General features: G+C 69.1%; 20 protein-coding genes. 6 read left to right on the forward strand and 14 right to left on the reverse strand.

Annotation, left to right across the window (positions count from 1 at the left end; translation table 11 throughout):
- Nucleotides 1-94 precede the first annotated feature (94 nt).
- Nucleotides 95-2,332: a beta-glucosidase gene (locus VGC56_RS13120; RefSeq protein WP_464125513.1), complete on the forward strand. Its 2,238-nt coding sequence runs from the start codon at nt 95-97 to the stop codon at nt 2,330-2,332.
- Between the two features lie 12 nt (nt 2,333-2,344).
- Here the strand turns inward: VGC56_RS13120 and VGC56_RS13125 are convergent, their stop codons facing one another.
- The 3 genes from VGC56_RS13125 to VGC56_RS13135 form a co-directional block, all read right to left on the reverse strand.
- Nucleotides 2,345-3,328: a Gfo/Idh/MocA family oxidoreductase gene (locus VGC56_RS13125; RefSeq protein ID WP_464125515.1), complete on the reverse strand. Its 984-nt coding sequence runs from the start codon at nt 3,326-3,328 to the stop codon at nt 2,345-2,347.
- Nucleotides 3,329-3,337: 9 nt separating this feature from the next.
- Nucleotides 3,338-4,282: a hypothetical protein gene (locus tag VGC56_RS13130; RefSeq protein ID WP_464125516.1), complete on the reverse strand. Its 945-nt coding sequence runs from the start codon at nt 4,280-4,282 to the stop codon at nt 3,338-3,340.
- 272 nt (nt 4,283-4,554) lie between these two features.
- Nucleotides 4,555-5,151: an REP-associated tyrosine transposase gene (locus VGC56_RS13135; protein WP_464125519.1), complete on the reverse strand. Its 597-nt coding sequence runs from the start codon at nt 5,149-5,151 to the stop codon at nt 4,555-4,557.
- A 339-nt stretch (nt 5,152-5,490) separates the two neighbouring features.
- Here VGC56_RS13135 and VGC56_RS13140 point away from each other — a divergent pair, with 339 nt between their 5' ends.
- Together VGC56_RS13140 and VGC56_RS13145 are read left to right on the forward strand one after the other, a co-directional pair.
- Entirely contained in the window at nt 5,491-6,072 is a 582-nt protein-coding gene (locus tag VGC56_RS13140) for a hypothetical protein (RefSeq protein ID WP_464125521.1), read from the forward strand.
- A 14-nt stretch (nt 6,073-6,086) separates the two neighbouring features.
- Nucleotides 6,087-6,584 (forward strand): hypothetical protein, encoded by a 498-nt coding sequence (locus VGC56_RS13145; protein ID WP_464125523.1) that lies wholly within the window; start codon nt 6,087-6,089, stop codon nt 6,582-6,584.
- Nucleotides 6,585-6,665: 81 nt separating this feature from the next.
- Here VGC56_RS13145 and lpdA read toward each other — a convergent pair whose 3' ends face one another.
- From lpdA to VGC56_RS13160, 3 genes are read right to left on the reverse strand one after another with little or no spacing between them, the layout of a single operon-like run.
- Entirely contained in the window at nt 6,666-8,048 is a 1,383-nt protein-coding gene (gene lpdA, locus VGC56_RS13150) for a dihydrolipoyl dehydrogenase (protein WP_464125526.1), read from the reverse strand.
- Between the two features lie 51 nt (nt 8,049-8,099).
- Nucleotides 8,100-8,699, reverse strand: a complete 600-nt coding sequence (locus tag VGC56_RS13155; protein ID WP_464125527.1) for a hypothetical protein — start codon at nt 8,697-8,699, stop codon at nt 8,100-8,102.
- Nucleotides 8,696-10,066 (reverse strand): pyruvate dehydrogenase complex dihydrolipoamide acetyltransferase, encoded by a 1,371-nt coding sequence (locus VGC56_RS13160; protein WP_464125529.1) that lies wholly within the window; start codon nt 10,064-10,066, stop codon nt 8,696-8,698. The genes VGC56_RS13155 and VGC56_RS13160 overlap by 4 nt, the downstream gene beginning before the upstream one ends.
- A 129-nt stretch (nt 10,067-10,195) precedes the next feature.
- Between VGC56_RS13160 and VGC56_RS13165 the strand changes: the two genes are divergently transcribed.
- The gene (locus VGC56_RS13165) at nt 10,196-10,651 is read left to right on the forward strand and encodes a universal stress protein (RefSeq protein WP_464125532.1); all 456 of its coding nucleotides are present in this window, start codon (nt 10,196-10,198) and stop codon (nt 10,649-10,651) included.
- Nucleotides 10,652-10,707: 56 nt separating this feature from the next.
- On the opposite strand, the gene VGC56_RS13170 is transcribed toward VGC56_RS13165, so the two are convergent.
- The 4 genes from VGC56_RS13170 to VGC56_RS13185 form a co-directional block, all read right to left on the reverse strand.
- On the reverse strand, nt 10,708-11,541 hold the full coding sequence (locus VGC56_RS13170; protein WP_464125535.1) for a hypothetical protein: 834 nt from the start codon (nt 11,539-11,541) through the stop codon (nt 10,708-10,710).
- Between the two features lie 59 nt (nt 11,542-11,600).
- Nucleotides 11,601-12,122 carry a GAF domain-containing protein gene (locus VGC56_RS13175; RefSeq protein ID WP_464125537.1) on the reverse strand — a complete coding sequence of 174 codons (522 nt, stop codon included), beginning with the start codon at nt 12,120-12,122 and terminating at the stop codon, nt 11,601-11,603.
- 107 nt (nt 12,123-12,229) lie between these two features.
- The gene (arfB, locus tag VGC56_RS13180) at nt 12,230-12,643 is read right to left on the reverse strand and encodes an alternative ribosome rescue aminoacyl-tRNA hydrolase ArfB (protein WP_464125539.1); all 414 of its coding nucleotides are present in this window, start codon (nt 12,641-12,643) and stop codon (nt 12,230-12,232) included.
- On the reverse strand, nt 12,630-13,286 hold the full coding sequence (locus VGC56_RS13185; RefSeq protein ID WP_464125540.1) for an RluA family pseudouridine synthase: 657 nt from the start codon (nt 13,284-13,286) through the stop codon (nt 12,630-12,632). Before VGC56_RS13185 ends, arfB begins: the two co-directional genes overlap by 14 nt.
- Nucleotides 13,287-13,457: 171 nt before the next feature.
- On the opposite strand from VGC56_RS13185, the gene ctrA reads away from it, so the two are divergent.
- On the forward strand, nt 13,458-14,159 hold the full coding sequence (gene ctrA, locus VGC56_RS13190; RefSeq protein ID WP_464125542.1) for a response regulator transcription factor CtrA: 702 nt from the start codon (nt 13,458-13,460) through the stop codon (nt 14,157-14,159).
- A 239-nt stretch (nt 14,160-14,398) separates the two neighbouring features.
- Here ctrA and VGC56_RS13195 read toward each other — a convergent pair whose 3' ends face one another.
- The 3 genes from VGC56_RS13195 to VGC56_RS13205 all read right to left on the reverse strand — a co-directional run bounded on the left by VGC56_RS13195 (nt 14,399) and on the right by VGC56_RS13205 (nt 18,611).
- Nucleotides 14,399-16,387, reverse strand: a complete 1,989-nt coding sequence (locus VGC56_RS13195) for a putative bifunctional diguanylate cyclase/phosphodiesterase (protein ID WP_464125545.1) — start codon at nt 16,385-16,387, stop codon at nt 14,399-14,401.
- A gap of 98 nt (nt 16,388-16,485) precedes the next feature.
- Nucleotides 16,486-17,247 (reverse strand): arginyltransferase, encoded by a 762-nt coding sequence (locus tag VGC56_RS13200; RefSeq protein ID WP_464125546.1) that lies wholly within the window; start codon nt 17,245-17,247, stop codon nt 16,486-16,488.
- Nucleotides 17,248-17,372: 125 nt separating this feature from the next.
- Nucleotides 17,373-18,611, reverse strand: a complete 1,239-nt coding sequence (locus VGC56_RS13205) for a threonine ammonia-lyase (protein ID WP_464125548.1) — start codon at nt 18,609-18,611, stop codon at nt 17,373-17,375.
- 53 nt (nt 18,612-18,664) lie between these two features.
- Between VGC56_RS13205 and VGC56_RS13210 the strand changes: the two genes are divergently transcribed.
- Nucleotides 18,665-20,353 (forward strand): amidohydrolase, encoded by a 1,689-nt coding sequence (locus VGC56_RS13210; protein ID WP_464125551.1) that lies wholly within the window; start codon nt 18,665-18,667, stop codon nt 20,351-20,353.
- On the opposite strand, the gene VGC56_RS13215 is transcribed toward VGC56_RS13210, so the two are convergent.
- Nucleotides 20,350-22,335 carry a protein-disulfide reductase DsbD family protein gene (locus VGC56_RS13215; protein ID WP_464125554.1) on the reverse strand — a complete coding sequence of 662 codons (1,986 nt, stop codon included), beginning with the start codon at nt 22,333-22,335 and terminating at the stop codon, nt 20,350-20,352. The two genes, VGC56_RS13210 and VGC56_RS13215, sit on opposite strands and share 4 nt — an antisense overlap.
- Nucleotides 22,336-22,460: the final 125 nt, after the last annotated feature.

Consider the following 22,460-nt stretch of genomic DNA (forward strand, 5'->3'; position numbering starts at 1 on the left):
CTCCTCGGGGCGGCGCCTGCTGGTAGCGCTACCAAAATGGGTGCGGGCGCTGTAATCCCAACCCCGCACAAAAGAAAAGGCTTCGAGGAGAGAGATGATGAAGACCTTCGCCGCCGCGGCTGCCGCCGCCTCGCTCCTCGCGCTCGCCGCCAGCGCCGCGCCCTCCGCCCCCGCCCCGCACGCCGCCGCGAAGGGTGCTCGGCCGTGGATGAACGCCGCGCTGACGCCGGACCGCCGCGTCGCCTTGCTCCTTCCGCAGATGACCCAGGACGAGAAGCTGAAGCTCGTCTTCGGCTATTTCTCGACGGATTTCCCGCCCAAGAATTTCACCATGCCCGAAGGCGGGCGGGAGGGTTCGGCGGGGTTCGTGCCGGGCATCCCGCGCCTCGGCATCCCGCCGCAATGGCAGACCGACGCCGGCGTCGGCGTCGCCACCCAGGGCGGCGCGAAGCACAAGCGCGAGCGCACCGCCCTCCCCTCCGGCCTCGCCACCACCGCCAGCTGGAACCCGGCGATCGGCTATGCGGGCGGCCGCATGATCGGAAGCGAGGCGCGCGCCTCGGGCTTCAACGTCATGCTCGCCGGCGGCGTCGACCTCGTCCGCGATCCGCGCAACGGGCGGAATTTCGAATATGGCGGCGAGGACCCGTTGCTCGCCGGCACCATGGTCGGGGCCCAGATCGCCGGCATCCAGTCGAATTCGATCATCTCGACGGTCAAGCATTATGCGCTGAACGACCTCGAGACCGGCCGCGACTATCACGACGCCCGCATCGCCCCCGACGCGGCGCGCATGTCGGACCTCCTGGCCTTCCAGATCGCCGTCGAGCGCTCGGACCCCGGCTCGGTGATGTGCGCCTACAACCAGGTGAACGGCGTCCACGCCTGCGAGAGCCGCTGGCTCCTCACCGACATGCTGCACCGCGATTTCGGCGCGAAGGGCTATGTCATGTCCGACTGGGGCGCGACCCACAGCACCGAGGCCGCCGCCAATGCCGGGCTCGACCAGGACAGCGGCTATCCGTTCGACAAGGCGCCCTTCTTCGGCGCGCCCTTGAAGGCCGCCATCGCCGCCGGGCGCGTGCCGCCGGCCAGGCTCGACGAGATGGCCGGCAGGATCCTGCGCGCCATGTTCGCCCACGGCCTGTTCGACCGCCCCGTCGCCCCCGGCCCGATCGACCTCGCCGCCGACGCCGCCGTGAGCCGCGCCGATGCCGAACAGGGCGCGGTGCTGCTCAAGAACGAGCGCGCCGTACTTCCCCTGTCGCCGCGGGCGAAGCGGATCGTCGTCATCGGCGGCCATGCCGATGTCGGCGTCCTCGCCGGCGGCGGCTCCTCCCTGGTCTACCCGGTCGGCGGCAACGCGGTGCCGGGCCTCGCGCCTACCGGCTGGCCCGGCCCGATCATGTACTATCCGAACTCTCCCCTGCGGGCGCTGAAGGCGCTGCTCCCGAACGCGGAGATCAGCTACGTCGACGGCACCGACCCGGCCGCCGCCGCCGCCGCCGCGCGCGGCGCCGACGCCGCCCTCGTCTTCGTGACGCAATGGGCGGGCGAGGCGTTCGACGTCCCCTACCACCTGCCGGACAACCAGGATGCCCTCGTCGAAGCCGTCGCCGCCGCCAATCCGCGGACCGTCGCAATCCTCGAGACCGGCGGCCCGGTGGCGATGCAATGGTCGGGCCGCGTCGCCGGCATCCTCGCCGCCTGGTATCCCGGCACCGCGGGCGGCGAGGCGATCGCCGACCTCCTCACCGGCCGCGCCAACCCGTCGGGGCGCCTCCCCGTCACCTTCGCCCGCGACGAGAGCCAGCTCCCCCGCCCGGTCCGCCCCGGCACCGGCATCAAGGAGGGCGAGCCGTTCGCGATCGACTATTCGGAAGGCGCCGCGGTCGGCTACAAATGGTTCGACGCCAAGGGGCTGGAGCCGCTCTACCCCTTCGGCCACGGCCTCTCCTACACCAGCTTCGCCCATTCGAACCTCGCCGCGGCGACGCGCGCCGGCCGCGTCACCGTGACCTTCCGCGTCCGCAACAGCGGCGCCCGCCGCGGCCAGGACGTGCCGCAGGTCTATGCCGCCGCGCCCGCCGCGGCCGGCTGGGAAGCGCCGAAGCGCCTCGCCGCCTTCACCAAGCTCGACCTCGCCCCCGGCGCCTCGACGAATGCGGCGCTGACCATCGACCCGCGCCTCCTCGCCACCTTCGCGAACGGCCAGTGGCACATCGCCGGCGGCGCCTACCGCATCACCCTCGCCAAGTCGGCCCGCGATCCCGGCGAGACGGTGACCGTCCGCGTCCCCGCCCAGACGCTGCCGGGCAATTGGCGGCCGTGAGGCGGGGGGCAGTTACGTAACTGCCCCCAAGGCGACCGTCCACCCCTCGCGCGCACTCTCGCGTGCCGCTTCGATGATGCGCAGCCCGTCCCGCGCCTCGGCGGGTTCGACCGGCACCGGCCCCTCGCCGCGCACGGCTGCGGCGACGCCCTCATAGAAACTCAGATACCGCCCCCGCTCGGTCGCCACCGTCTCCCGCGCCCCGTCCGCCGAGGTCAGCACGCCGTCCACCCGATCGGCGCCGGTCTCGCGCGGGTCGATCCCCGCCTTGAGCTCGGCCTCCTGCGGATCGACGCCGTGTTTGACGAAGCTCCCGCCGGTCCCATGCACGCCAAAGCGCGGCCGCGGCTCGGCCACCAGCATCGATGCCGACAGCAGCACCCGCATCGGCCCGTAGTCCAGCGTCAGCGCGAAATAATCGTGGATCCCGCTCCCCTCCCGCTGGGCGAGCACGTCCGCCCGCACCCCCCCGGGCATTCCGAACAGGCACAGAGCCTGGTCGACAAGGTGCGGCCCGAGGTCGAGCAGCAGCCCGGCGCCCTGGTCCGGATCCTCCTTCCACCCGTCCCGGAGCGCCGGCCGGAACCGGTCCCAGTGCGCCTCGTACAATCGCACCGTCCCAAGCCGCGGCAGCAGCTTCTGCACGGTCAGGAAATCGCCATCCCACCGCCGGTTATGGAACACGCTCAGCACCCGCCCCCGCGCCGCGGCGAGGTCGATCAACGCATCCGCCTCCGCCACCGAGACCGTGAACGGCTTGTCGACGACGACATGCTTCCCCGCCTCCAGCGCCGCCCGCGCCAGCGGAAAGTGGAACGCGTTCGGCGTCGAGATCACCACCAGCTCGACATCGTCCGCCGCCGCCGCCGCCCCGGCCTCCGCCGAGCCGACCCACCGCACCAGCTCCAGCCCCTCGCACGCGCGGATAAGCGGCGCATGAAACACGCCCCCGCCAAGGCCCCGCCCGATCAACGCCGTCCGTATCGCCACCGCCATCGCCGTCCACTAGAGCGGACGTGGAATTCCGGCAACGCGCTCCGCGTCGGACTCCGTGTCGGGGAGGACCGTGCCTCCCTCTTTCTCGGGGACAGTGACTTCACTGTCCCCACCCCCAGCCTCCCGCCGCGCCTCGTGTGCGCGGATCGCGTCGATCCGCCGCAATATCTCCTCGCGCACTGCTTCGATCGGCATGTCCTCCACCGCCTGCCGCCGCGCCGCCGACGCCGAGGAGCGCGCGCCGCCGCCGCCCTGCGCCCGCCTCTTCTCCTCCCGCCACTTGAGGAAGCGCAGCGCGAATTCCGGGTCAAACGGCACCGCTTCGCGCGCCCCCTCACGCGACGCCGCGGCGGCCCCGGCATCGCCGGTTCCGGCGCCCGGACCCGCGCCGCCGGCGCCCTCCGCCTGCACCCACTTGTTTCCCGTCGAGGCGAGCAGGAGCTCGAGCCGCAGCTCGGCATCCTCGAGCATTTCGTCCATCCGCCGCGCGAAGGCCGGCCACTGGCGCCGGCGGCGGTGCATGTCGGTGCCCGCAAAGCCGACCGCACGCGCCGACGCGTCGATATTGCCGCACGCTGCGAGCGCGGCGAAGAAACGGTCCTCGATCTTCTTCGACCAGCGTCCCGGCCCGACCGCGATGATCTGCACCCGTCCGTCGCGCCGCCGCCGGATCGTCTCGAAATTGCCGTCTTCCACGCCGTCGAACGGCCCCTTGACCCCCGCCAGCCGCCGCGTCGCCGCGGCCTCCGCCTCCGCGCAGTCGCGGTCGAACCCCGGTTCGCGCCGCCGCATCGCCCGCAGCCGGTTGCGCGAGATCCCGATCGCCTCCGCCGCCGCCCGCGCATTCCCCGTCCGCTCCAGCACCTCCAGATAATCGGACCGCCTGAGCGCCGTAAACCGCTTCCGCCGCCCCCGCCGCCACTCCGGCGCCTCTCCCTCGCCAGCCCGCTCCACGCCTTCGCCTCCCACCGAATCGAGGTAAAGAACATAACACGAATTGGTATGTTGCGTCAATCTTGTGGAACCAAATAGGAAACAAACAGCTGCTAATTGCCCCCAGCACCTTCCGCCGGGCCTGAAAAATTGTGCCAGGCACGTGCCTGGCACGTGCCTGGCACCACGTACCGGGAAGTCCGGCTCCTACCCGGTTTGCCTGCCGCCGGCTGACTCGAGGCGCCCGCGGGTTCTCCCGGTGACAGGCACGTGCCTGTCACTACGCGCGGCTGCTAATCCGTTCGCGGGCCGGGCGGCTGCAGGCGGCCGCGGCGTTCGGCGAGGCGGAGGTCGGCGTGGGTGCTGGGATCGAGGCCGGCGTCGAGGAACGCCCGCCAATCCTCGACTCGCGCCCGCGCCGCCGCCGGGTCGGTCAGCCGGTCGGGCCCGAGTCCGAGATGGCCTCGCGCGCTGGACCACGGCCAGTCCTCCGGCCGCTCGACCAGCCCCGCCCGCACCGGATTGAGTTCGACGTAGCGCAGGCACGCGTAGAGATGCGCCTCGTCGAGCGGGAATGAGGCGAAGCGGCTCTGCCACAAATGGCCGCTCCACCCCTCGCGGTGGTTGACTTCGATGCTGTAGCGCCGGTGCAGCGGCCCGAGCGCCGCCGCCAGTGCGTCCTCGCGAGCGGGCACGAGAATCAGGTGGACGTGGTTCGGCATGAGGCACCAGGCCCAGACGTCCGTTCCGGTCTTCGCGCAGGCATGCCGCAGCAGCGACAGGTAGAGCGCATAATCCTCCTCGCGAAAGAAGGTGCGCTGCCGCCGGTTGCCGCGCTGCGTCACATGATGCGGCTGGTCTCGGACGACGAGGCGGGCGGGCCTGGGCATGGCACAGATTCACCGGAAAACGAGGACGAGTCGAGCCCCTTATTCAAAAGCAGTGCCAGGCACGTGCCTGGCACCAGATGCAAGCCTTCCGCTGCCTTCCGCTGATCGAGGATGAGGAATGAAGGACGGGACAATACGTGACTGTCCCGAAGAGACCACAACCTGTCGTAACGGAACGACGCTACTTGTCTTTTTTCGGCTCCGGCGGTTTGGGCCGCGGTTTGCTCGGTTGGTGCGTCGGTGATGCCTTCTCCAGGCGCCCCTTCCTGTCCTGGATGAATGCAGATCGAGACTGCTTTTCCGGTTCCTTTGCCATTCCATGAATATTAAGCAATCGCTATGGCACGAGGCAAGGATTTATCGGATCTCCGGAAACTCGATGCGGAGGTGCTTGCCGAGCTCATCCGAGAAGGTGAGACTCGGATAGCGGCGCAGCTCGCCGTCGCCACGGCAGCAGATCAGCGATCGATGACCTGGGCCGGATTTCTTATTGCAGTCGCGACAGCAGCAATTGGCGGGGGTGCATCATTACTGATTTCGGGCAAGCACTTGGCGTTCGCGCTCGTTGCCATCGTTTTCTCCGGATGGATATTCGCCGCGGCTTGGATGATCGTAGACGCTGTCCGTCCCAAGCATTACTTTTTTCCAGGCAACATTCCGGAGAATTGGCTGCCAGAAAACTGGTTGGCCTATCCGAAAGGACCTTTCGACCTGAAAGAGGCGAGGGTAGAGCAAGCGACGTGCCTCAACAACGGGATCGACGACAATGCGGAGGCCGCTGAGACTCACGCAAACGCGCTTAAACGCTCTATGGATCATGCTCTGCTCGCGATCGCGTTTGCCGGCGTCTCCATACTTGGCCTTTTTATCTGGAGTGCCTTGGCGAACGCGACCCAGGTACAGCCGGTGACTTGGCTATAAGAACGGGGCTGCTCATGACTGTTCAACTACGTGGCATCGGCGATGTCGTGGCTGCCGAGGACCTCGTCTCCGGCCAGTTTTATCACATGCGGCACCACGATGCCAAAACAACGCTGCTTCAGGTTATCGAAGAGGAGCAGCCAGAGGGTATCGTCAAATGGGCTTTGGAATTTCGCGAACACTCGGACGGAGGGGCACGACTGGATGAAATCTACGATGGCATGATGTACGTTGAAGTACCAAACGTCCACATCCGCATCGAGCCGACATCGTTTGCTGGTGATTCATATTCGACCAGTTCCCACGCGGGAATGTTGCTCGTGGGTGGTGGCGCAGTTATTCTCCTGGCGACGCCGCCCCGAAACTATGGCTGGATATCTGTCGATTTGATGACAGGGAAGATAGTGCGGAAGCAGCCAACGGAATGGGCGTGGTTCAGCCGCTGGAGTCTGGTCACGGACGATGCTGATGAGGAGAAAGAGTTGTTCGGTTACGACTTGCCACGCCGGTAAGGGAGTTTTGCTCTAGCCTATACCTGTGGTCACATCCCGATTCGAGCGGGTAAATCAATCGCGTGGCTCGGCGGTAGACAATTAATAATGGATCGCCCGGCCATAAGCATCCAGCACGCTCTCGTGCATCATCTCGCTCAGCGTCGGGTGCGGGAAGACGGTCTCCATCAAATCGGCCTCCGTCGTCTCCAGCTGCCGCGCCACCGCATAGCCCTGGATCAGCTCGGTGACCTCCGCCCCCACCATGTGTGCGCCCAGAAGCTCGCCGGTCTGGGCGTCGAACACCGTCTTCACGAAGCCTTCGGCCTCGCCGAGCGCGATGGCCTTGCCGTTGCCGATGAAGGGGAATTTGCCGACCTTGACGGCGCGGCCGCCCTCCTTCGCCTTCGCTTCGGTGAGGCCGACGCTCGCCACCTGCGGGCGTGAGTAGGTGCAGCCCGGGATGTTCCAGGTTTCGAACGGGTGGGGGTTCTTCCCCGCAATCGCCTCGACGCAGACCACGCCCTCGTGGCTCGCCTTGTGGGCCAGCCAGGGCGGGCCGGTGACGTCGCCGATCGCGTAGAGGCCCTCGACGTTGGTGCGCCCGTAGCCGTCGGTGGCGATGTGGCCGCGGTCGGTCTTCACGCCGAGCGCCTCCAGCCCGACGCCTTCGGTGTTGGGCACGATGCCGATGGCGACGATGCAGTGGCTGAAGTCCTGCACGTCGCCGCCCTTCAGCGTCGCCTTGACGCCGTTCGGGCCGGTCTCGAGCTTCTCCACCCCCGAGCTCGTCAGTATCTTCATCCCCTGCTTGGTCAGCGCCTTGTGGACGAAGGCGGAAATGTCCTCGTCCTCGACGGGGAGGATGCGGTCGAGCATTTCGACGATGGTCACCTCGGCGCCCATGTCGGAATAGAAACTGGCGAACTCGACCCCGATCGCGCCCGATCCGATGACCAGCAATTTGGTCGGCATGACCTTGGGCACCATGGCGTGGCGGTAGGTCCAGATCCGCTCGCCGTCCGCCTTAGCGAAGGGCAGGTCGCGGGCGCGCGCGCCGGTGGCGACGATGATATGCTTCGATTGAAGCGCCGTCGTCTTGCCGTCCTTGACGACCTTGAGGCCGCCCTTGCCGGTGAGGGCGCCGTCGCCCTCAACGACCGTAATCTTGTTCTTCTTCATCAGCCCTTTGACGCCGGCATTGAGCTGGCCGGCGACCTTGCGGCTGCGGTCGACGATCTTGGCGAGGTCGAAGCCCGGCTTCTCGGCGATCAGCCCGTAGGCCGAGGCGTGGGTCATGTAGTGGTAGATCTCGCTCGTCCGGAGCAAGGCCTTGGTCGGGATGCACCCCCAGTTGAGGCAGATCCCGCCCAGCTTCTCGCGCTCGACGATCGCCACCTTCATGCCGAGCTGTGCCGCCCGGATCGCCGCGACATAGCCGCCGGGTCCGGAGCCGAGGACGATGAGATCGTAAGTGTCAGCCATGGAAAGCTCCTGAAATCCCTCTCCGCCCTACGCACCGGCGGACGGGAGGTTTTACTCGAACACATAAGCCAGCTTCGCATCGAAGGCGGGCAGCCACGCCCACCAGACGAAGCCCGCGGCGGCGGCGGCGAGCGCGATCGGGCCGGGGCCGGCCTGGGCGAACAGTTCGAACGATGCGCCGACGCCGATCACGAAGATGGTCGTCGGGACGATGATGGCGAAGAGCAGCGGTCCGATTGCCAGCCATTCGCGGCGGCGCCGAGGCCGGAAGTAATCGAGCATCAGGTCGGTCGCGCCGAGCACGACGGTGCCGAGGACGAAGAGTCCCACCGTCAGCACGACCAAGGTGAGCCAGAAGGGCGCGATCGAGGACGTCGCATATTCGTGCGGCGCGAACATCAAAGCGAGCATCGCCGCCCAGGCGAGGCCGGTGAGGAGGATGCGGTGCCGGCGCCTCGGCACGTCCTGCACGGCGGGCGCGGCGCGGCGGTAGGCGAGGAAGGCGGCGGCGAGGAAGAGGAGGATTCCGATCGCCCAGGGGAGCCAGGGGCTCGGACTCCACTGGGGTTCGGCAGGAGAGCTGATGATGATGAGCTGGCTGCCCGTCCCGTCCGGGGCAGAGTCGGCCAGGAAATGGAGCGCTCCAATCAAGCGATCATCCCCAGCGGGTTCTCCACCAGCCGCTTGAAGGCCTGCATGAGGCGGGCGCCGTCGGCGCCGTCGATGGCGCGGTGGTCGAAGCTGCCGGTGGCGCTCATGATGGTCGCGACCTGCAGCGCGCCATCCACCACCCACGGCTTCTTCTCGCCCGCGCCGATGGCCAGGATCATGCCCTGCGGCGGGTTGATCACCGCGGAGAAGCTCGAAATGCCGTACATGCCCATGTTCGAAAGCGAGGCGGTGCCGCCCTGATATTCCTCGGGCTTCAATTTGCCCTCCTTCGCACGGCCGGCGAGGTCCTTCATCTCGGTGGAGATGGCGGACAGGCTCTTGGACTCGGCGCCGGCGACGATCGGGGTGATCAGGCCGGCGGGGATGGAGACCGCCACCGAGATGTCGGCGCGCTTGAAGGTGACCAGCTCGCTGCCGGTATATTGGACGTTGCACTCGGGCACTTCGACGAGCGCGGCGGCGAGCGCCTTGATCATGAAGTCGTTGACGCTGAGCTTGACGCCGCGGCTCTCGAGGCTGGCGTTGAGGTCGCCGCGCAGCTTGAGCAGGGCGTCGAGCTGGACCTCCACGATGAGGTAGATGTGCGGGACCTGCTGCTTCGATTCGGTGAGGCGCCGCGCGATCGTCTTGCGCATGTTCGACAGCTTGGCGATTTCGTGCGGCACGTCCGGGATCGGGTGCGCGGTGGGCGCGGCGGCCGGAGCCGCGGCTGCCGGAGCCTGTGCAGGCGCGGAGGCAGGAGCCGGCTGGGTAGACGGGGCCTGCGCCTTGCCGGGCTGGGCGCCGTCGACGTCGGCCTTGACGATGCGCCCGCCGGGGCCGGAGCCCTTCAGCGCCGAAAGCTCGACGCCGCGCTGCTCAGCGAGGCGGCGGGCGAGCGGGCTCGCCTTGATGCGGTCTCCGGCATCGTGCTGCGGCTGGGCCGGGGCGGGAGCGGCAGGCGCCTGCTCGGCGGGGCTGACGCCATAGCCCTTGACCTCGGGCGTCGGCGTCGGCGCCTTGTCGGTCGCGGGCTGCCCGGCGCCGGTCTCGCCGCCATCCTTGGCCACCGGCTCCTTCGCCGCGGCGGGGGCGGGGGCGGAGGCGGCGCTGCCGGCATCCTCGCCCTCGGCGGCGATGAGGGCGATGACGGTGCCGACCTTCACCTCGTCGGTGCCCTCGGGAACGAGGATCTTGGCGATCGTGCCTTCGTCGACGGCCTCGAACTCCATGGTGGCCTTGTCGGTCTCGATCTCGGCGAGGAGGTCGCCGGACGCGACGGTGTCGCCCTCCTTGACCAGCCACTTGGCGAGCGTGCCCTCCTCCATGGTCGGGCTGAGGGCCGGCATCTTGAGTTCAATCGGCATGGAAGGCTCCCGTCACCAAGCTCTCAAGCCCAAACAGCATGTTTCGGTTCCCGGTCAAGGCCCCGGACGCCTCGGCTTGCCCGGCGGCGCGATCTGGCGCAGCATCCGCGTGGCAACGAAGGGACGACGATGCGCTCCTATCTGGTGGTGGTCGACGAGAGCGAGGAGGCGCGGGCGGCTTTGCGCTACGCCGCGCGCCGGGCCGCGCGCACCGGGGGGGGCGTCGTCATCCTCGCCATCGTGCCGCCGCAGGAATTCGTCCAGTGGAGCGGCGTCCAGGCGGCGATGGAGGAGGAAGCGCGGCTGCGCGCCGAGGCGATGGGCCTGCAGGCGGCGAGCGCGATCGACGAGGAAGCCGGCGTCGAGCGCAGCATCGTCGTGCGCCAGGGCGAGCCGGTGAAGGAAATCGCCGATCTTCTCCGCGAGCGCGAGGACATCTCCGCCCTCGTCCTCGGCGCCGCCGCGGAGGGTGGGCCGGGGCCGCTCATCGAACATTTCTCCGGCGCGGCGGCAGGGTCCCTGCCTTGCCCGCTGGTGATCGTCCCCGGCCGCCTCGACGGCGCGGCGCTCGACCGGCTCGGCTAGACCAGGGTCGCTTCAGGCTGGTTCAGCCTGAAGCGTGAATCCTGGTCGCACTGTGGTCAGCCGCGCTCGCCGGCGCGGGGCGCGGCCTTGACCAGCTTGCAGCGGCAGGCGCGGCGGACGACGTGCCGCGGCGCGACGCGAACGCGGACACGATGCGTCGTGTAATAGACGCGGCGCTCGACGACGGGGGCCTCGGTGACGGTGGTCTCGGTGACCAGCACGGCGCCGCCGCCGCCATAGGCATAGCCGTAGCCATAAGCCGGACCGCGCGGGCCGCAGGGGCCGGGGCATGGCGGAGGCGGCGGCATCATCGGCGCGCCTTCCATCGCATAGCCGCCCTGCCAGCCGCCTTCCCAGCCGGCGCCGGGGCCCATGTAGCCGGGACCGCGCCCGTAGCGGCGGACTTCGACGTGCCGGCGCATATCGCCACGGCCGTCATGGCCGCGCCCGTCATAGCCGTGCTCCTCGTAGCCGCGGCCGTCATGGCCGTAGCCGCCGCCATAGGCGCCGTCGTCATGATGGCGTCCGTCCATCGGCGGCGGCGGCGGGCCGTCGCCATGGTGCATGCCGCCGCCCATGCCGGGAGGCGGCAGCGCGCCATGCTCGACCCAGGTGCGGGTGCGCACGCCGGGCGCGCCCTGCATGTCGGCGGGCGGAGTGCCGTAGACGTGGCCGGTGCCCGGAGGCGTTCCGTAGACGTGGACGCGCGTGCCCGGCGCCGGCTGGCGCCAGCTGACGCCGGGAGGCGGCGGCGCGTGGACCGCGGGCGGCGGCGGCGCCATGCCGCCGGCGGGCGCGCCGTAATAAGGGCTGGAATCGGGGACGGTCTGCGCCCCCAGCGGAGCCGCCGCGGCACTTGCCGCCAGCGCAATAAGAGCCAGTCTACCCATGTCGCGTCCCCTTGTTGCGTCGCGCGAGGCCTGCACGGCCCCGGCGAGCGGGGACCGAGTTAAGGCTTTCTTAACGCTTCGGGCGCCGCCCCGTCCATGGAGGCAAGCCGGGGTGCGAGCCGCCGTGCCAATTCGGAACAGCCCGCAACGTCCTCCGCATCGAAGCGGGCGAGGCGCGGGCTGTCGAGGTCGATGACGCCGAGCAGCCGCCCTTCGTGGACCAGCGGCACGACCAGCTCGGACGCCGAGGCGCTGTCGCAGGCGATGTGGCCGGGGAAGGCATTGACGTCGTCGATGCACTGCACCTCCCGCGTTGCCGCCGCCGCCCCGCACACGCCCTTGCCGAAGGGGATGCGGATGCACGCTGCCCGGCCCTGGAAGGGCCCGAGCACCAATTCGCCGCCGACATTGCGGTAGAAGCCGGCCCAGTTCAGATCGGGCAATGTATCCCACAGCAAGGCGGCGATGTTGGCCATGTTGGCGACGGCGTCCGGCTCGCCGTCGGTGAGGGCGTCGGCGGCGGCGATCATCTCGCGGTACAGCGCCGGCTTGTCGGCGGCCTCGATCTTAAAGTCGTACATTCCTACTCCATCTCCCGGCGAATGCGGGACCTCAATTCGAAAAGGGCGCGGCGCGGGTCTCCAGGAGATCCGGCTTCCGCCGGGATGACGCTGGTCGACCTGCGGCGTCAATCCAGCTGCGGCTTGGCCCGCGTCGCCTTGACCGCGCCGCGGCCCTTCTTGGTGTCGACCCGCTTCGCCTTGGCGCTGCGGCTCGGTTTGGTCTTCACCCGTCTCGCCTGGCGGATATGGGCCTTGGCGATCAGCTCCGCCAGCCTGGCGCGGGCTTCCTCGCGGTTCATGTCCTGAGTGCGGTGGGTGCGGGCGGTGATGACGATCTCGCCGTCCCCGGTCATGCGGCTGCCGGCCAGCTCCCTGAGGCGCGCATAGGCATAGGGGGCGAGACCCAATTTGAAGACGTCGCAGCGCAGCTGGACCGCGGTAGCGACCTTGTTGACGTTCTGGCCGCCCGGGCCGGAGGAGGCGATGAACTTCTCCTCCAGCGCGTCGTCGGGGATCGGGAAGGGGTCAGAGGAGGGCATCGTCGAAGCCGGCGGAAAGGAAATGCGGCGGCAGCGGCGCCGTCGCCTCGACGGGCGGCTTGCCCTCGCGATCGACGCGGATCGAGCGGGCGTGGAGCAGCATCGGCCCGCGGCCCCTGCCGTAGACCGGATCCCCGGCGATCGGCACGCCGATGCCGTCGGCGGCGTGGACGCGCAGCTGGTGGGTGCGCCCGGTCTCCGGCGAGAAGAGGATGAGCGCGCGGCTGTCCTTCACCGCCAGCGTCTTCCAATGGCTGATCGACGGCTTCCCCGCCGGCTCAGCGATCATCCGCCAGCCGGCCTCGGCCGAAGAGACTTTGGTGAGGGGGATGTCCACACTGCCTTCGCTCGCCTCCGGCACGCCGTCGAGCACGGCTAGATAGGTCTTCGTCACCTGCTTGCTCTCGAAGGCGCGCTGGAAGCGCTTGTGGGCCTTGGGGTTGCGGGCGAGGAGCAGGCAGCCGGACGTGTCGCGGTCGAGCCGGTGGACGGGGAGCGGCGGGCGCTGGAAGCCGAAGCGGAAATGCTTGAGATAATCTTCGAGGCTCTCCGGCGTTTTCGACCCCGGATGCACCGCCAGACCGGCCGGCTTGTCGATGACGATCGCCTCGCCGTCGATGAACAAAACATACTTCTCCCACATATGCTGGCCCTGCCATGCCTGTTGCGGCGGCGCAACGGATTGCGCGACTCGTTGGGATTCCTCGTTTAATTCGAAATTAACCTTTTGCGTTCATTCCTCTCATAGTTAATGAATCTCCTCAGGGGCGCGAGGCCGAGGCCGGAGCACCGCTGAAACAAGGGGCGAGCCAACATGCGCGTGCTGCTGATCGAAGACGAGCCGACCACCGCCAAGAGCATCGAGCTGATGCTGAACGGGGAGGGCTTCAACGTCTACACGACCGACTTGGGCGAAGAGGGCTTGGACCTCGGCAAGCTCTACGATTACGACATCATCCTGCTCGATCTGAACCTGCCGGACATGCACGGCTACGACGTGCTGAAGAAGCTCCGGCTCGCCAAGGTCGGCACGCCGGTGCTGATCCTCTCCGGCATCAGCGAGATGGATTCGAAGGTCCGCGCGCTGGGCTTCGGCGCCGACGATTATGTCACCAAGCCGTTCCATCGCGACGAGCTGGTCGCCCGCATCCACGCCGTGGTGCGCCGCTCGAAGGGCCATTCGCAGTCGGTGATCAAGACCGGCAAGCTTGCGGTGAACCTCGATGCCAAGACCGTCGAGGTCGACAGTGCGCGGGTGCACCTCACCGGCAAGGAATATGCGATGCTGGAGCTCCTGTCGCTCCGCAAGGGCACGACGCTGACGAAAGAGATGTTCCTCAATCATCTCTACGGCGGCATGGACGAGCCGGAGCTGAAGATCATCGACGTGTTCATCTGCAAGCTTCGCAAGAAGCTCAGCCTCGCCTGCAGCGGCGACAATTATATCGAGACCGTCTGGGGCCGCGGCTACGTGCTGCGCGATCCCGAAGACATGGAAGCGGCCCAGGTCGCCTGATCCCTCGAGCGCGTGGGGGCGCAGGAACCGGCGTCCGCTCGAAAGAGCGGGCGCCGGTTTCGTTTGGGGGGGAGAGGGGCGCGCGCATCTCTTGTCCTCGCTGTCGCCGAAGGCGATGGGGAGGGGAACCGCGTGCAACGCGGTGGAGGGGCCTTACCGAGTCCGAGACGGCCCCTCCACCATGCTTCGCATGGTCCCCCTCCCCATGAGGCTTCGCCGCACAGGGAGGATTGGGAGCCTCAAGCCGCGGCGCGGCCGATCGCGATGACCTGGGGCGAGGCGAGCGCCGCAGCGGCCGCGGCGTGCATGGGGGGCGAGAGGAAGAAGCCCTGGCCGTCGCGGCAGCCCATGGTGCGGAGCAGGGCGACCTGCTCCTCGGTTTCGATCTGCTCGGCGACGCACGGCATGCCGAGCGAGGCGCAGAGGTCTAGGACGCCCTTCAGCAAGCGCTGGGCGCGCTGGGACTGGGCGATGGGCGCGACGAGCGAGCCGTCGATCTTGACCCCGTCGAACGGCATTTCGCGCAAATAGGAGATGGACGCGTGGCCGGCGCCGAAATCGTCGAGGACGATGCGGGCGCCGGCTTCGCGTAGCTGGCGCAAATTGCGGCGGGCCGCTTCGAAATCGACGAGCAGGGCTGTTTCAGTGAGCTCGATCTGCAGCCGCTCGGGCGTGAGGCCTTGGGCGGTGGCGACGGAGAGGATGCGGTCCGACGAGCGGGCGGTGCACAATTCTATCGCGCTGACGTTGAAGGAGAGACGCACCGAACCCGCCCAGCCGCGTGCTTCGCGGGCGGCCTTGGCGAGGAGGCGATCGCTCAATTCGCCGATGACGTTGATCTGTTCGGCGACGGTGACGAACTGGTCGGGCGGCACCCTCCCCAATTGCGGATGGTCCCAGCGCGCCAGCGCCTCGAAGGCGCGCAGCTCGCCGGTGACGAGGTCGCGCACCGGCTGGTAGACGAGGCCGATCGAATCCTGCGTGTCGCTGTCGCGCAGCGCCTGCTCGACGAGGCTGCGGCGGCGGTGCATCGCGCCCATTTCCGGCGTGAAGACCGCGATGCCGGCGCGGCCATTGCCCTTGGCGCGGTAGAGAGCGGTGTCGGCACGCATCAGCGCCTCCTCGACCACCGAATCGCCGAAGCCAAGGATGGTGAGGCCGCAGCAGGCGGAGACGCGGAACTCGCGTCCGTCGACGACGAACGGCGCCTCGAGGGCGAGGCAGGCGGCGGCGCCGGCGCGCTCGGCAGCGGCGGCATCGGCGATGCCGGGGAGCGCGATCGCGAACTCGTCGCCGCCGGTGCGGGCGACGAGCGCCCCGGCCCCGGCCGCCGCGACCAGCCGCGCGCCGACTTCCTGGAGGACGGTGTCGCCGGCGGCATGGCCGAACGTGTCGTTGATCGGCTTGAACCCGTCGAGATCGAGGACGGCGAGGGCGAAGGCGCCGCCCGCCTGATGAACGGCGTCGGCGCGGGTGCCGAGCTCGCGCAAAAAGGCGCGGCGGTTGGCGAGGCCGGTCAGCGGATCGGTGTCGGCGACGATGGTGGCGCGCGCTTTCTCGACCTTGGCGGCGCGCTCGGCGCGGCGCGCGCGGGCGCGCTCGGCCTCGGTCTCGACCTGAGCTTCGACGAGCTTGCGGAAACCCCGATTGTGGCCGGTCAGGAGCCGCAGGATCAGCAGCATCACCATGCCGACGCTGACGCCCATGCCGAGATGCGCCGCATCGCCGTAGAGAAGCAGGCGGGCGGCGAGCGGGTAGCCGAGCAGGAGCAGAGGCAGGCGGGCCGCGCCGCCGTAGCTGGAGATGCCGTAGGCGCAGCCGACGGCGGCGAGGCTGCCGAACAGGATGACGTCGAAATGGTCCTCCGGGGAGACCGTATCGAGGAGGTAGAGCGCCCAGCCGCAGAAGCCGACGCTGATCAGCAGCGCGTAGACCCAGGTCTTGCGAAGCTCGCGCAGGATCTGCTCGGGCTCCGGCCGGCTGTTGCGGGCGCGGATCCAGTAGATGAGGCGGAGGACGACGACCGCCACCAGCACCCAGGACACCCGCATCACGTTGCCGGTGCGGCCGCTCGTTGCGACGAGGAGGCCGACGACGTTGGTCAGCGCCACCGTGTAGAGGAGCGGGATCTGGCGCTGGAGCGCGGCGAAGCGCTGCTCGAGCAAGGCACGGCCGGCCGGCGTCTCCGCCTCGCCGGCGTCGACGATCCGCCGCAGCAGCTCTTTCACCCCTCCCATGAGGAAGGGGTTTAAGGCACCAGTCTTAAAAGGAAGTTTCGCTGCCCATGCCTCCCCATCCTGCGGATGGGGAGGCAAGTGAGGCCGGATCAGGCGCCGAGGGGGAGCTCGCGCTGATCGGGCTCGAAGCGGTACCAGCCGTTGGGGCCGAGCCGCTCCAGCGGGCGGAAGCGGCCCTTATAGGCCATGCGGCGCGAATTCTCGACCCAATAGCCGAGATAGACGTAGGGGAGGCCCGCCTTGCCGGCGCGGACGATGTGATCGAGGATGATGTAGGTGCCGAGGCCGGGGCGGTTCGCATCGTCCGGCTCGAAGAAGCTGTAGATCATCGACAGCCCATCGCCCTGCTGGTCGGTGAGGCAGGCGCCGACGAGGCGGCCGGGGCGGCCGTTCTTCGACGGCTCGCGATATTCGATGACGTAGGTGCGGACCGGGCTCTGCTCGATCATGTCGGCGAAATCGGATTCGTCCATGCCGACCATGCCGCCGTCCGGGTGGCGGCTCTTCAGGTAGCGGCGCAGCAGCGCGTACTGCTCCTCGGTCGCCCAAGGCTTGCAGGCGGTGACTTCCAGATCGGCGTGGCGCTTCAGCATCCGCTTCTGCGTCGCGCTCGGCTGGAAATCGGAGGCGACGACGCGGACCGAGACGCAAGCGGCGCAATCGAGGCAACTCGGCCGGTAGGCGACGCCCTGGCTGCGGCGAAAGCCGATGCGGCCAAGCGCGTCGTTCAATTCGCCCGCATGCGTGCCGGTCAGCTCCGTGAAGACCTTCCGCTCCGTCTTGCCCACGAGATAGGGGCACGGCGCGGGGCTCGTCACGAAGAAGCGGGGAAAGCGAAACGGTGCGCTCAAATCGGCTCCGGCGGTTTACGGGCGTGGTTGCACGCAGGTTTATGCGGCCTGGGGCCTCCGTTGGAAAGCTCGGTCCGGCGCAGAAACGTGGTTAACGAACGCACGTTCCGGGGTGGGACGGACCCCTAGCGAATGTCAACGGGATGGAGCGTGAAGCCGGCGGCCTTCAGCTCGGCGATCAAGGCCTCGAGATGGGCGGCGTCGCGCGCTTCGCAATCGACGTCGATGAAGGCGTCCTTGGCGGGGAGCGAGGTGAAGACGCGCTGGTGGACCACGTCGATGATGTTGACCCCGTGCCGCTCGAACAGCCGCACCACCGAGTAGAGGGCGCCCGGCCGGTCCTGGAGCTGGATGCGCAGGCGCGACATGCGGCCGGTGCGGAACAGGTCCCTCAAAAGAACTGTGGCGAGGAGACGCGGGTCGATGTTGCCGCCGGTGAGGACCAGGCCGACCTTCCGGCCGCGGAACCGCTCCGGGTGGGCGAGCATCGCGGCGAGGCCGGCGGCGCCCGCCCCTTCCGCGACCGTCTTGTCGAGCTGCAGGAACATGCTGACGGCGTGCTCGATGTCGGCCTCTGTGACGAGGAGGATGTCGTCGACCGTCTCGCGGATGATCGCCGAGGTGAGCGTGCCGGGCTTCTTGACCGCTATGCCTTCGGCGATCGTGTCGCCGGCCGACGGCAGGTCCTTGCCGCTGACGGCGCAATACATGGACGGATAGAGCTCGGCCTGGACGCCGATCACCTCGATGTCGGGCCGCAGGGCCTTTGCGGCGATCGCCATGCCGGACATCAGGCCGCCGCCGCCAATCGGGACGACGAGCGTGTCGATCTCCGGCGCATCCTCGAGAAACTCGACGGCGACCGTTCCCTGGCCGGCGATGACGTCGGGCTCGTCGAACGGATGGAGGAAGGTGAGGCCCTCCGCCTCGCGCAGGCGCTGGGCTTCCGCGAAAGCCTCGTCGAGAAGCTCGCCGTGGAGGATCACGCGGGCGCCGTGGCGCTCGGTCTGCGCGACTTTCACGGTCGGCGTGCCGCGGGCCATGACGATGGTGACCGGCACGCCGAGGCGCTTGCCGTGATAGGCGACCGCCTGCGCGTGGTTGCCGGCGGAGGCGGCGATGACGCCGCGTTCGCGAACCCCCTTGTCCATCAGCAGCAATTTGTTGAGCGCGCCGCGCTCCTTGTAGGCGGCGACGACCTGGAGGTTTTCGAGCTTCACCCACACGTCGGCGCCGGTCAGCTCGGAGAGGGCGCGGCTGCGATAGGTGGGGGTGCGGACGACCTGGCCTTCGATCCGCTTCGCCGCCGCCTCGATGTCCGCGAGGGTGACGGGAAGCGGGGCGGTCGGAGCGAGGCTGGCCATGGCGCGCGTTACCGCATCTGGCGCGGCCGCGAAACAAGCCTTATCGCCGCGCGATGCAGCTTAGAAAACTCGCCGCCGCGGCCTTCGCTTTCCTCGCCGTTTCCGCCGCGTCGGCCGACGTGCTGGTCGACAACGTCAACGGCTATACGCTGGACAGGACCGGCCGGCTGGTGCGCTTCTCGGCGATGCTGGTGGGCGACGACGGCAAGGTCCAGCAGCTCTACCGGCAAGGCGAGCGCAAGGCGGAGCGGCCGCGCTTCCGGGTCGACGGGCGGGGCCGGACGCTGATCCCGGGGCTGATCGACGCGCACGGGCATGTCATGGAATTGGGCTTCGGGGCGCTGCAGCTCGATCTCGGCGACACCCACAGCCTTGCCGAGGCGCAGGCCAAGCTTGCGGCTTATGCGCGCGCCAATCCGCTGCCGCGCTGGATCGTCGGGCGGGGCTGGAACCAGGAGACGTGGAACCTTGGCCATTTCCCGACCGCCGCCGACATCGACGCGGTCGTCGCAGATCGGCCGGTGTGGCTCGAGCGGGTCGACGGGCATGCCGGCTGGGCGAACAGCGCGGCGCTCAAGGAAGCCAAGATCGACGCGCGCACCGCGGCTCCGGCGGGTGGACGGGTGGAGATGGCGAGCGGGCGTCCGACGGGGATCATGGTCGACGCCGCCAAGGCGCTCATTGAGAAAATCATCCCGCCGCCCCAGCCGCGCATCCGCGACCAGGCATTCGAGACATCGCAGCAGATCCTGCTCGGTTACGGTGTCACCGCGACCGCCGACATGGGGACGAGCCCCGACGACTGGCTGGTGATGCGGCGGTCCGGGGATGCGGGGCATCTGCGGGTCAGGATCATGGCCTACGGCCTTGGCGTCGAGTCGGCGCTCGAGATCGCCGGCACCGGGCCGACGCCGTGGCTCTATGGCGACCGGCTGCGGATGGTGGGGGTGAAGCTCTATGCCGACGGCGCGCTCGGATCGCGCGGGGCGTGGCTGAAGCAGCCCTACAAGGACGCACCGACGCAGCGCGGCCTCCCCTTCCATTCCGAGGCTGAGATCAAGAATTTGATGAGCCGGGCGGCGATGGACAATTTCCAGGTCGCCGTCCACGCCATCGGCGACGCGGCCAATGCGCAGATCTTGGGCGCGATCGGAGAGCTTTCCGACACCTACAAGGGCGACCGGCGCTGGCGGATCGAGCATGCCCAGATCGTCGATCCCGCGGACCTGCCGAAATTCGCGCTGCACGGCACCATCGCATCGATGCAGCCGACGCACGAGACCTCCGACTGGCGGATGGCGCAGGCGCGGATGGGGATGGAGCGGCTGGGCGGCGCCTATGCGTGGCGGACGATGCTGGCGAACAACGTCCCCCTCGCCTTCGGTTCGGACTATCCGGTGGAATCGCCCAACCCGTTTCCGGGGATCGCGGCCGCGATCAGCCGCGAGGATATGCGGGGCGAGCCGCCGGGGGGGTGGATGCCCGAGCAGAAGCTGACGCTGGAGCAGGCGCTGGCGGCGTTCACCAGGACGGCCGCTTATGCCGGTTTCGCCGAGGACCGGCTGGGGAGCCTGGAGCCGGGCCATTATGCCGACTTCATCTTCCTCGACCGCGACATCTTCGCAGGCGCCGCGGCGGCCGACATCCGCCAGACCAAGGTGCTGGAGACCTGGATGAGCGGCGAGAAGGTTTGGCCGAACCAGGCGGCCGCTCCCGCGCGTGATGGGGATCGGGGGCGCTAGGCAGTCAGCCCGGTAATCGCCCCGATCGTGAGGATCTGGGGCAGGGTCTGGGCGTCCTTGCCGGGGGCGTACCACAAATAGAGGGGGACGCCGGAGCGGCCCTGGGCTTCGAGGAAGCGGCCGATCTCCGGATTGCCGCGAGTCCAGTCGCCGACGAGGATTGCGGCGTTGCGCTTCTTGAAGGCCTCGGCGACGTCGCCGCGCTCGAGCACGGCTTTCTCGTTGACCTTGCAGGTGAGGCACCAGTCGGCGGTGAAATAGACGAAGACGGGGCGCTTGGCGGCGCGCAGCTGGGCGAGGCGGGCTTCGCTGAACGGCTGGGCGGCGAGGAGGCCGCCGGTCTCTGCGCGCACCTGAGGTGTGGCGGGGACCGCGACGAGGGCGGCGGCGACTATGGCGAGCGCGGGCGCTGCGGCGAGCCAGCCGCCGCGCTTCCCGCCCCACCACAAAGCGGCGGCGAGGCAGGCGAGCGCGGCGAGGCCGATCAGGAGCGCCTCGTCGCCCGATTCGCGCCAGAGCAGCCAGGCGAGCCACAAAGCGGTCAGCGCCATCGGGACTGCGAGGATGCGGCGGAGCGTCCCCATCCAGGGGCCGGGGCGCGGGAGGCGGCGGCGCAGGGCTGGGATGAAGCCCAACGCCAGAAACGGGAGCGCGAGGCCGAGGCCGAGGCCGGCGAAGATGGCGAGGCCGGCGGCGGCGGGGAGGACGAGGGCGGCGCCGAGCGCGGCGCCCATGAAGGGGCCGGTGCAGGGGGTGGCGACGAAGGCGGCGAGGGCGCCGGTCCAGAAGGCGCCGGCTGCGCCGCTCTTGCCGGCGAGCGCATCGCCGGCGCCGAAGGTCGGGAGCTCGAACAGGCCGGCGAGGTTGAGCGTCAGGCCGCCGATCAGGAGCAGCAGGAACAAGGCGACGCGCGGGTCCTGGAGCTGGAATGCCCAGCCGACGGCGGCGCCGCCTGCGCGCAGCGCAAGGAGGGCGACGCCGAGGGCGAGGCAGACGAGGATCACGCCGGCCGTGTAGGCGAGGCCTTCGATCCGGGCGGCGCGGGGGCTTTCGCCGGAACGGGCGAGGCTCAGCGCCTTCAGGCTCAGGATCGGGAAGACGCAGGGCATGACGTTGAGCAGCAGCCCGCCGAGGATCGCGCCGCCCAGCGCGAGGAGGATGGCGACGGCGCCGCGCGCCGGGGCTGCTTCGCCGAGCGGGTGGCCTCCCGTAGGGACCGTGCCGGGCGCGGCGGCGACGGCGAAGGCTTGGCCGTTGCCGATGCTGAGGACGCCTTCGAGCGCGGCGGCGGGAGTGGGGCCGGCTTTGGTCTCAACGATCAGCCAGTCGCCGTTGCGGCTGATGCGCTGGGGCGCGGCATAATCGATGGCACCGTCGGTGGAGGGGTAGAAATAGGCATCGGCGATTTGAACGGCGGCCGGCAGCGGGATGCCGAGGCGGATCTGGCCGCCGGCCGCGGCGAATCGGGCGGGGGTGCCGAGCGGGCGCGGCAGGGCCTGGCGAGCGGCGGCGACTTCGGCGGGGAGGCCGGCGGGAATCGTCGCCGAGACCTCCGCCGTTTCGGGTACGCAGATCTTGTCGGTGCAGGCGAGGTAGCGAAGCGAGGCGGTCACCGGCAGCGTCTCGCCGGGGGCGAGCGGCCTGGCGAGGGTCAGGTCGGCGAGAAGGACGTAATCGCGGGCGTAGACGTAGTTCATCAGGCCGCCGATCAGCAGGCGGTCGGGGACCGGATATCTGAGCGGGCCGGCGGCGGCGCCCTTGGGGAGCTTCCAGAGGGCGGTGGTCGGTTGCCCGGCATCGCCCGGGTTGATCCAATAGCCATGCCAGCCGGGATGCGGGTGCATGACGAGGGCGAGGCTGCCCTTCGTGCCGTCGACGCCGCCGACGAGGCGCACGTCGATGTGGCGCTCGCCGCCGCCGAGCTGCGCCGCGGCGGGGGCGGCGAGGAGCAGGGTAGCCAAGAAAAGGAGGAGCGCGCGCATGGCCGACGGGACCCTAGGATGCAAAGCGGGTTCCGGCAACGCTGCGAAACTGTTCTTGACACGTTCCGCAGTATCGGCTATGTTCCGTGCGACTCGATGTATGAGTTTCTTTGAAGGTGTGAAGC

It is taken from the genome of Allosphingosinicella sp. (genome assembly GCF_036403745.1).
Classification (GTDB): domain Bacteria; phylum Pseudomonadota; class Alphaproteobacteria; order Sphingomonadales; family Sphingomonadaceae; genus Allosphingosinicella.

Coding starts and splice junctions, on each gene's coding strand:
- VGC56_RS13175 (WP_464125537.1), bottom strand. CDS start 12,122: ATGTACGACTTTAAGATCGAGGCCGCCGACAAGCCGGCGCTGTACCGC.
- VGC56_RS13140 (WP_464125521.1), top strand. CDS start 5,491: ATGGCACGAGGCAAGGATTTATCGGATCTCCGGAAACTCGATGCGGAG.
- VGC56_RS13165 (WP_464125532.1), top strand. CDS start 10,196: ATGCGCTCCTATCTGGTGGTGGTCGACGAGAGCGAGGAGGCGCGGGCG.
- VGC56_RS13120 (WP_464125513.1), top strand. CDS start 95: ATGATGAAGACCTTCGCCGCCGCGGCTGCCGCCGCCTCGCTCCTCGCG.
- VGC56_RS13185 (WP_464125540.1), bottom strand. CDS start 13,286: ATGTGGGAGAAGTATGTTTTGTTCATCGACGGCGAGGCGATCGTCATC.
- VGC56_RS13160 (WP_464125529.1), bottom strand. CDS start 10,066: ATGCCGATTGAACTCAAGATGCCGGCCCTCAGCCCGACCATGGAGGAG.
- VGC56_RS13125 (WP_464125515.1), bottom strand. CDS start 3,328: ATGGCGGTGGCGATACGGACGGCGTTGATCGGGCGGGGCCTTGGCGGG.
- VGC56_RS13145 (WP_464125523.1), top strand. CDS start 6,087: ATGACTGTTCAACTACGTGGCATCGGCGATGTCGTGGCTGCCGAGGAC.
- ctrA (WP_464125542.1), top strand. CDS start 13,458: ATGCGCGTGCTGCTGATCGAAGACGAGCCGACCACCGCCAAGAGCATC.
- VGC56_RS13170 (WP_464125535.1), bottom strand. CDS start 11,541: ATGGGTAGACTGGCTCTTATTGCGCTGGCGGCAAGTGCCGCGGCGGCT.
- lpdA (WP_464125526.1), bottom strand. CDS start 8,048: ATGGCTGACACTTACGATCTCATCGTCCTCGGCTCCGGACCCGGCGGC.
- VGC56_RS13215 (WP_464125554.1), bottom strand. CDS start 22,335: ATGCGCGCGCTCCTCCTTTTCTTGGCTACCCTGCTCCTCGCCGCCCCC.
- arfB (WP_464125539.1), bottom strand. CDS start 12,643: ATGCCCTCCTCTGACCCCTTCCCGATCCCCGACGACGCGCTGGAGGAG.
- VGC56_RS13135 (WP_464125519.1), bottom strand. CDS start 5,151: ATGCCCAGGCCCGCCCGCCTCGTCGTCCGAGACCAGCCGCATCATGTG.
- VGC56_RS13210 (WP_464125551.1), top strand. CDS start 18,665: ATGCAGCTTAGAAAACTCGCCGCCGCGGCCTTCGCTTTCCTCGCCGTT.
- VGC56_RS13205 (WP_464125548.1), bottom strand. CDS start 18,611: ATGGCCAGCCTCGCTCCGACCGCCCCGCTTCCCGTCACCCTCGCGGAC.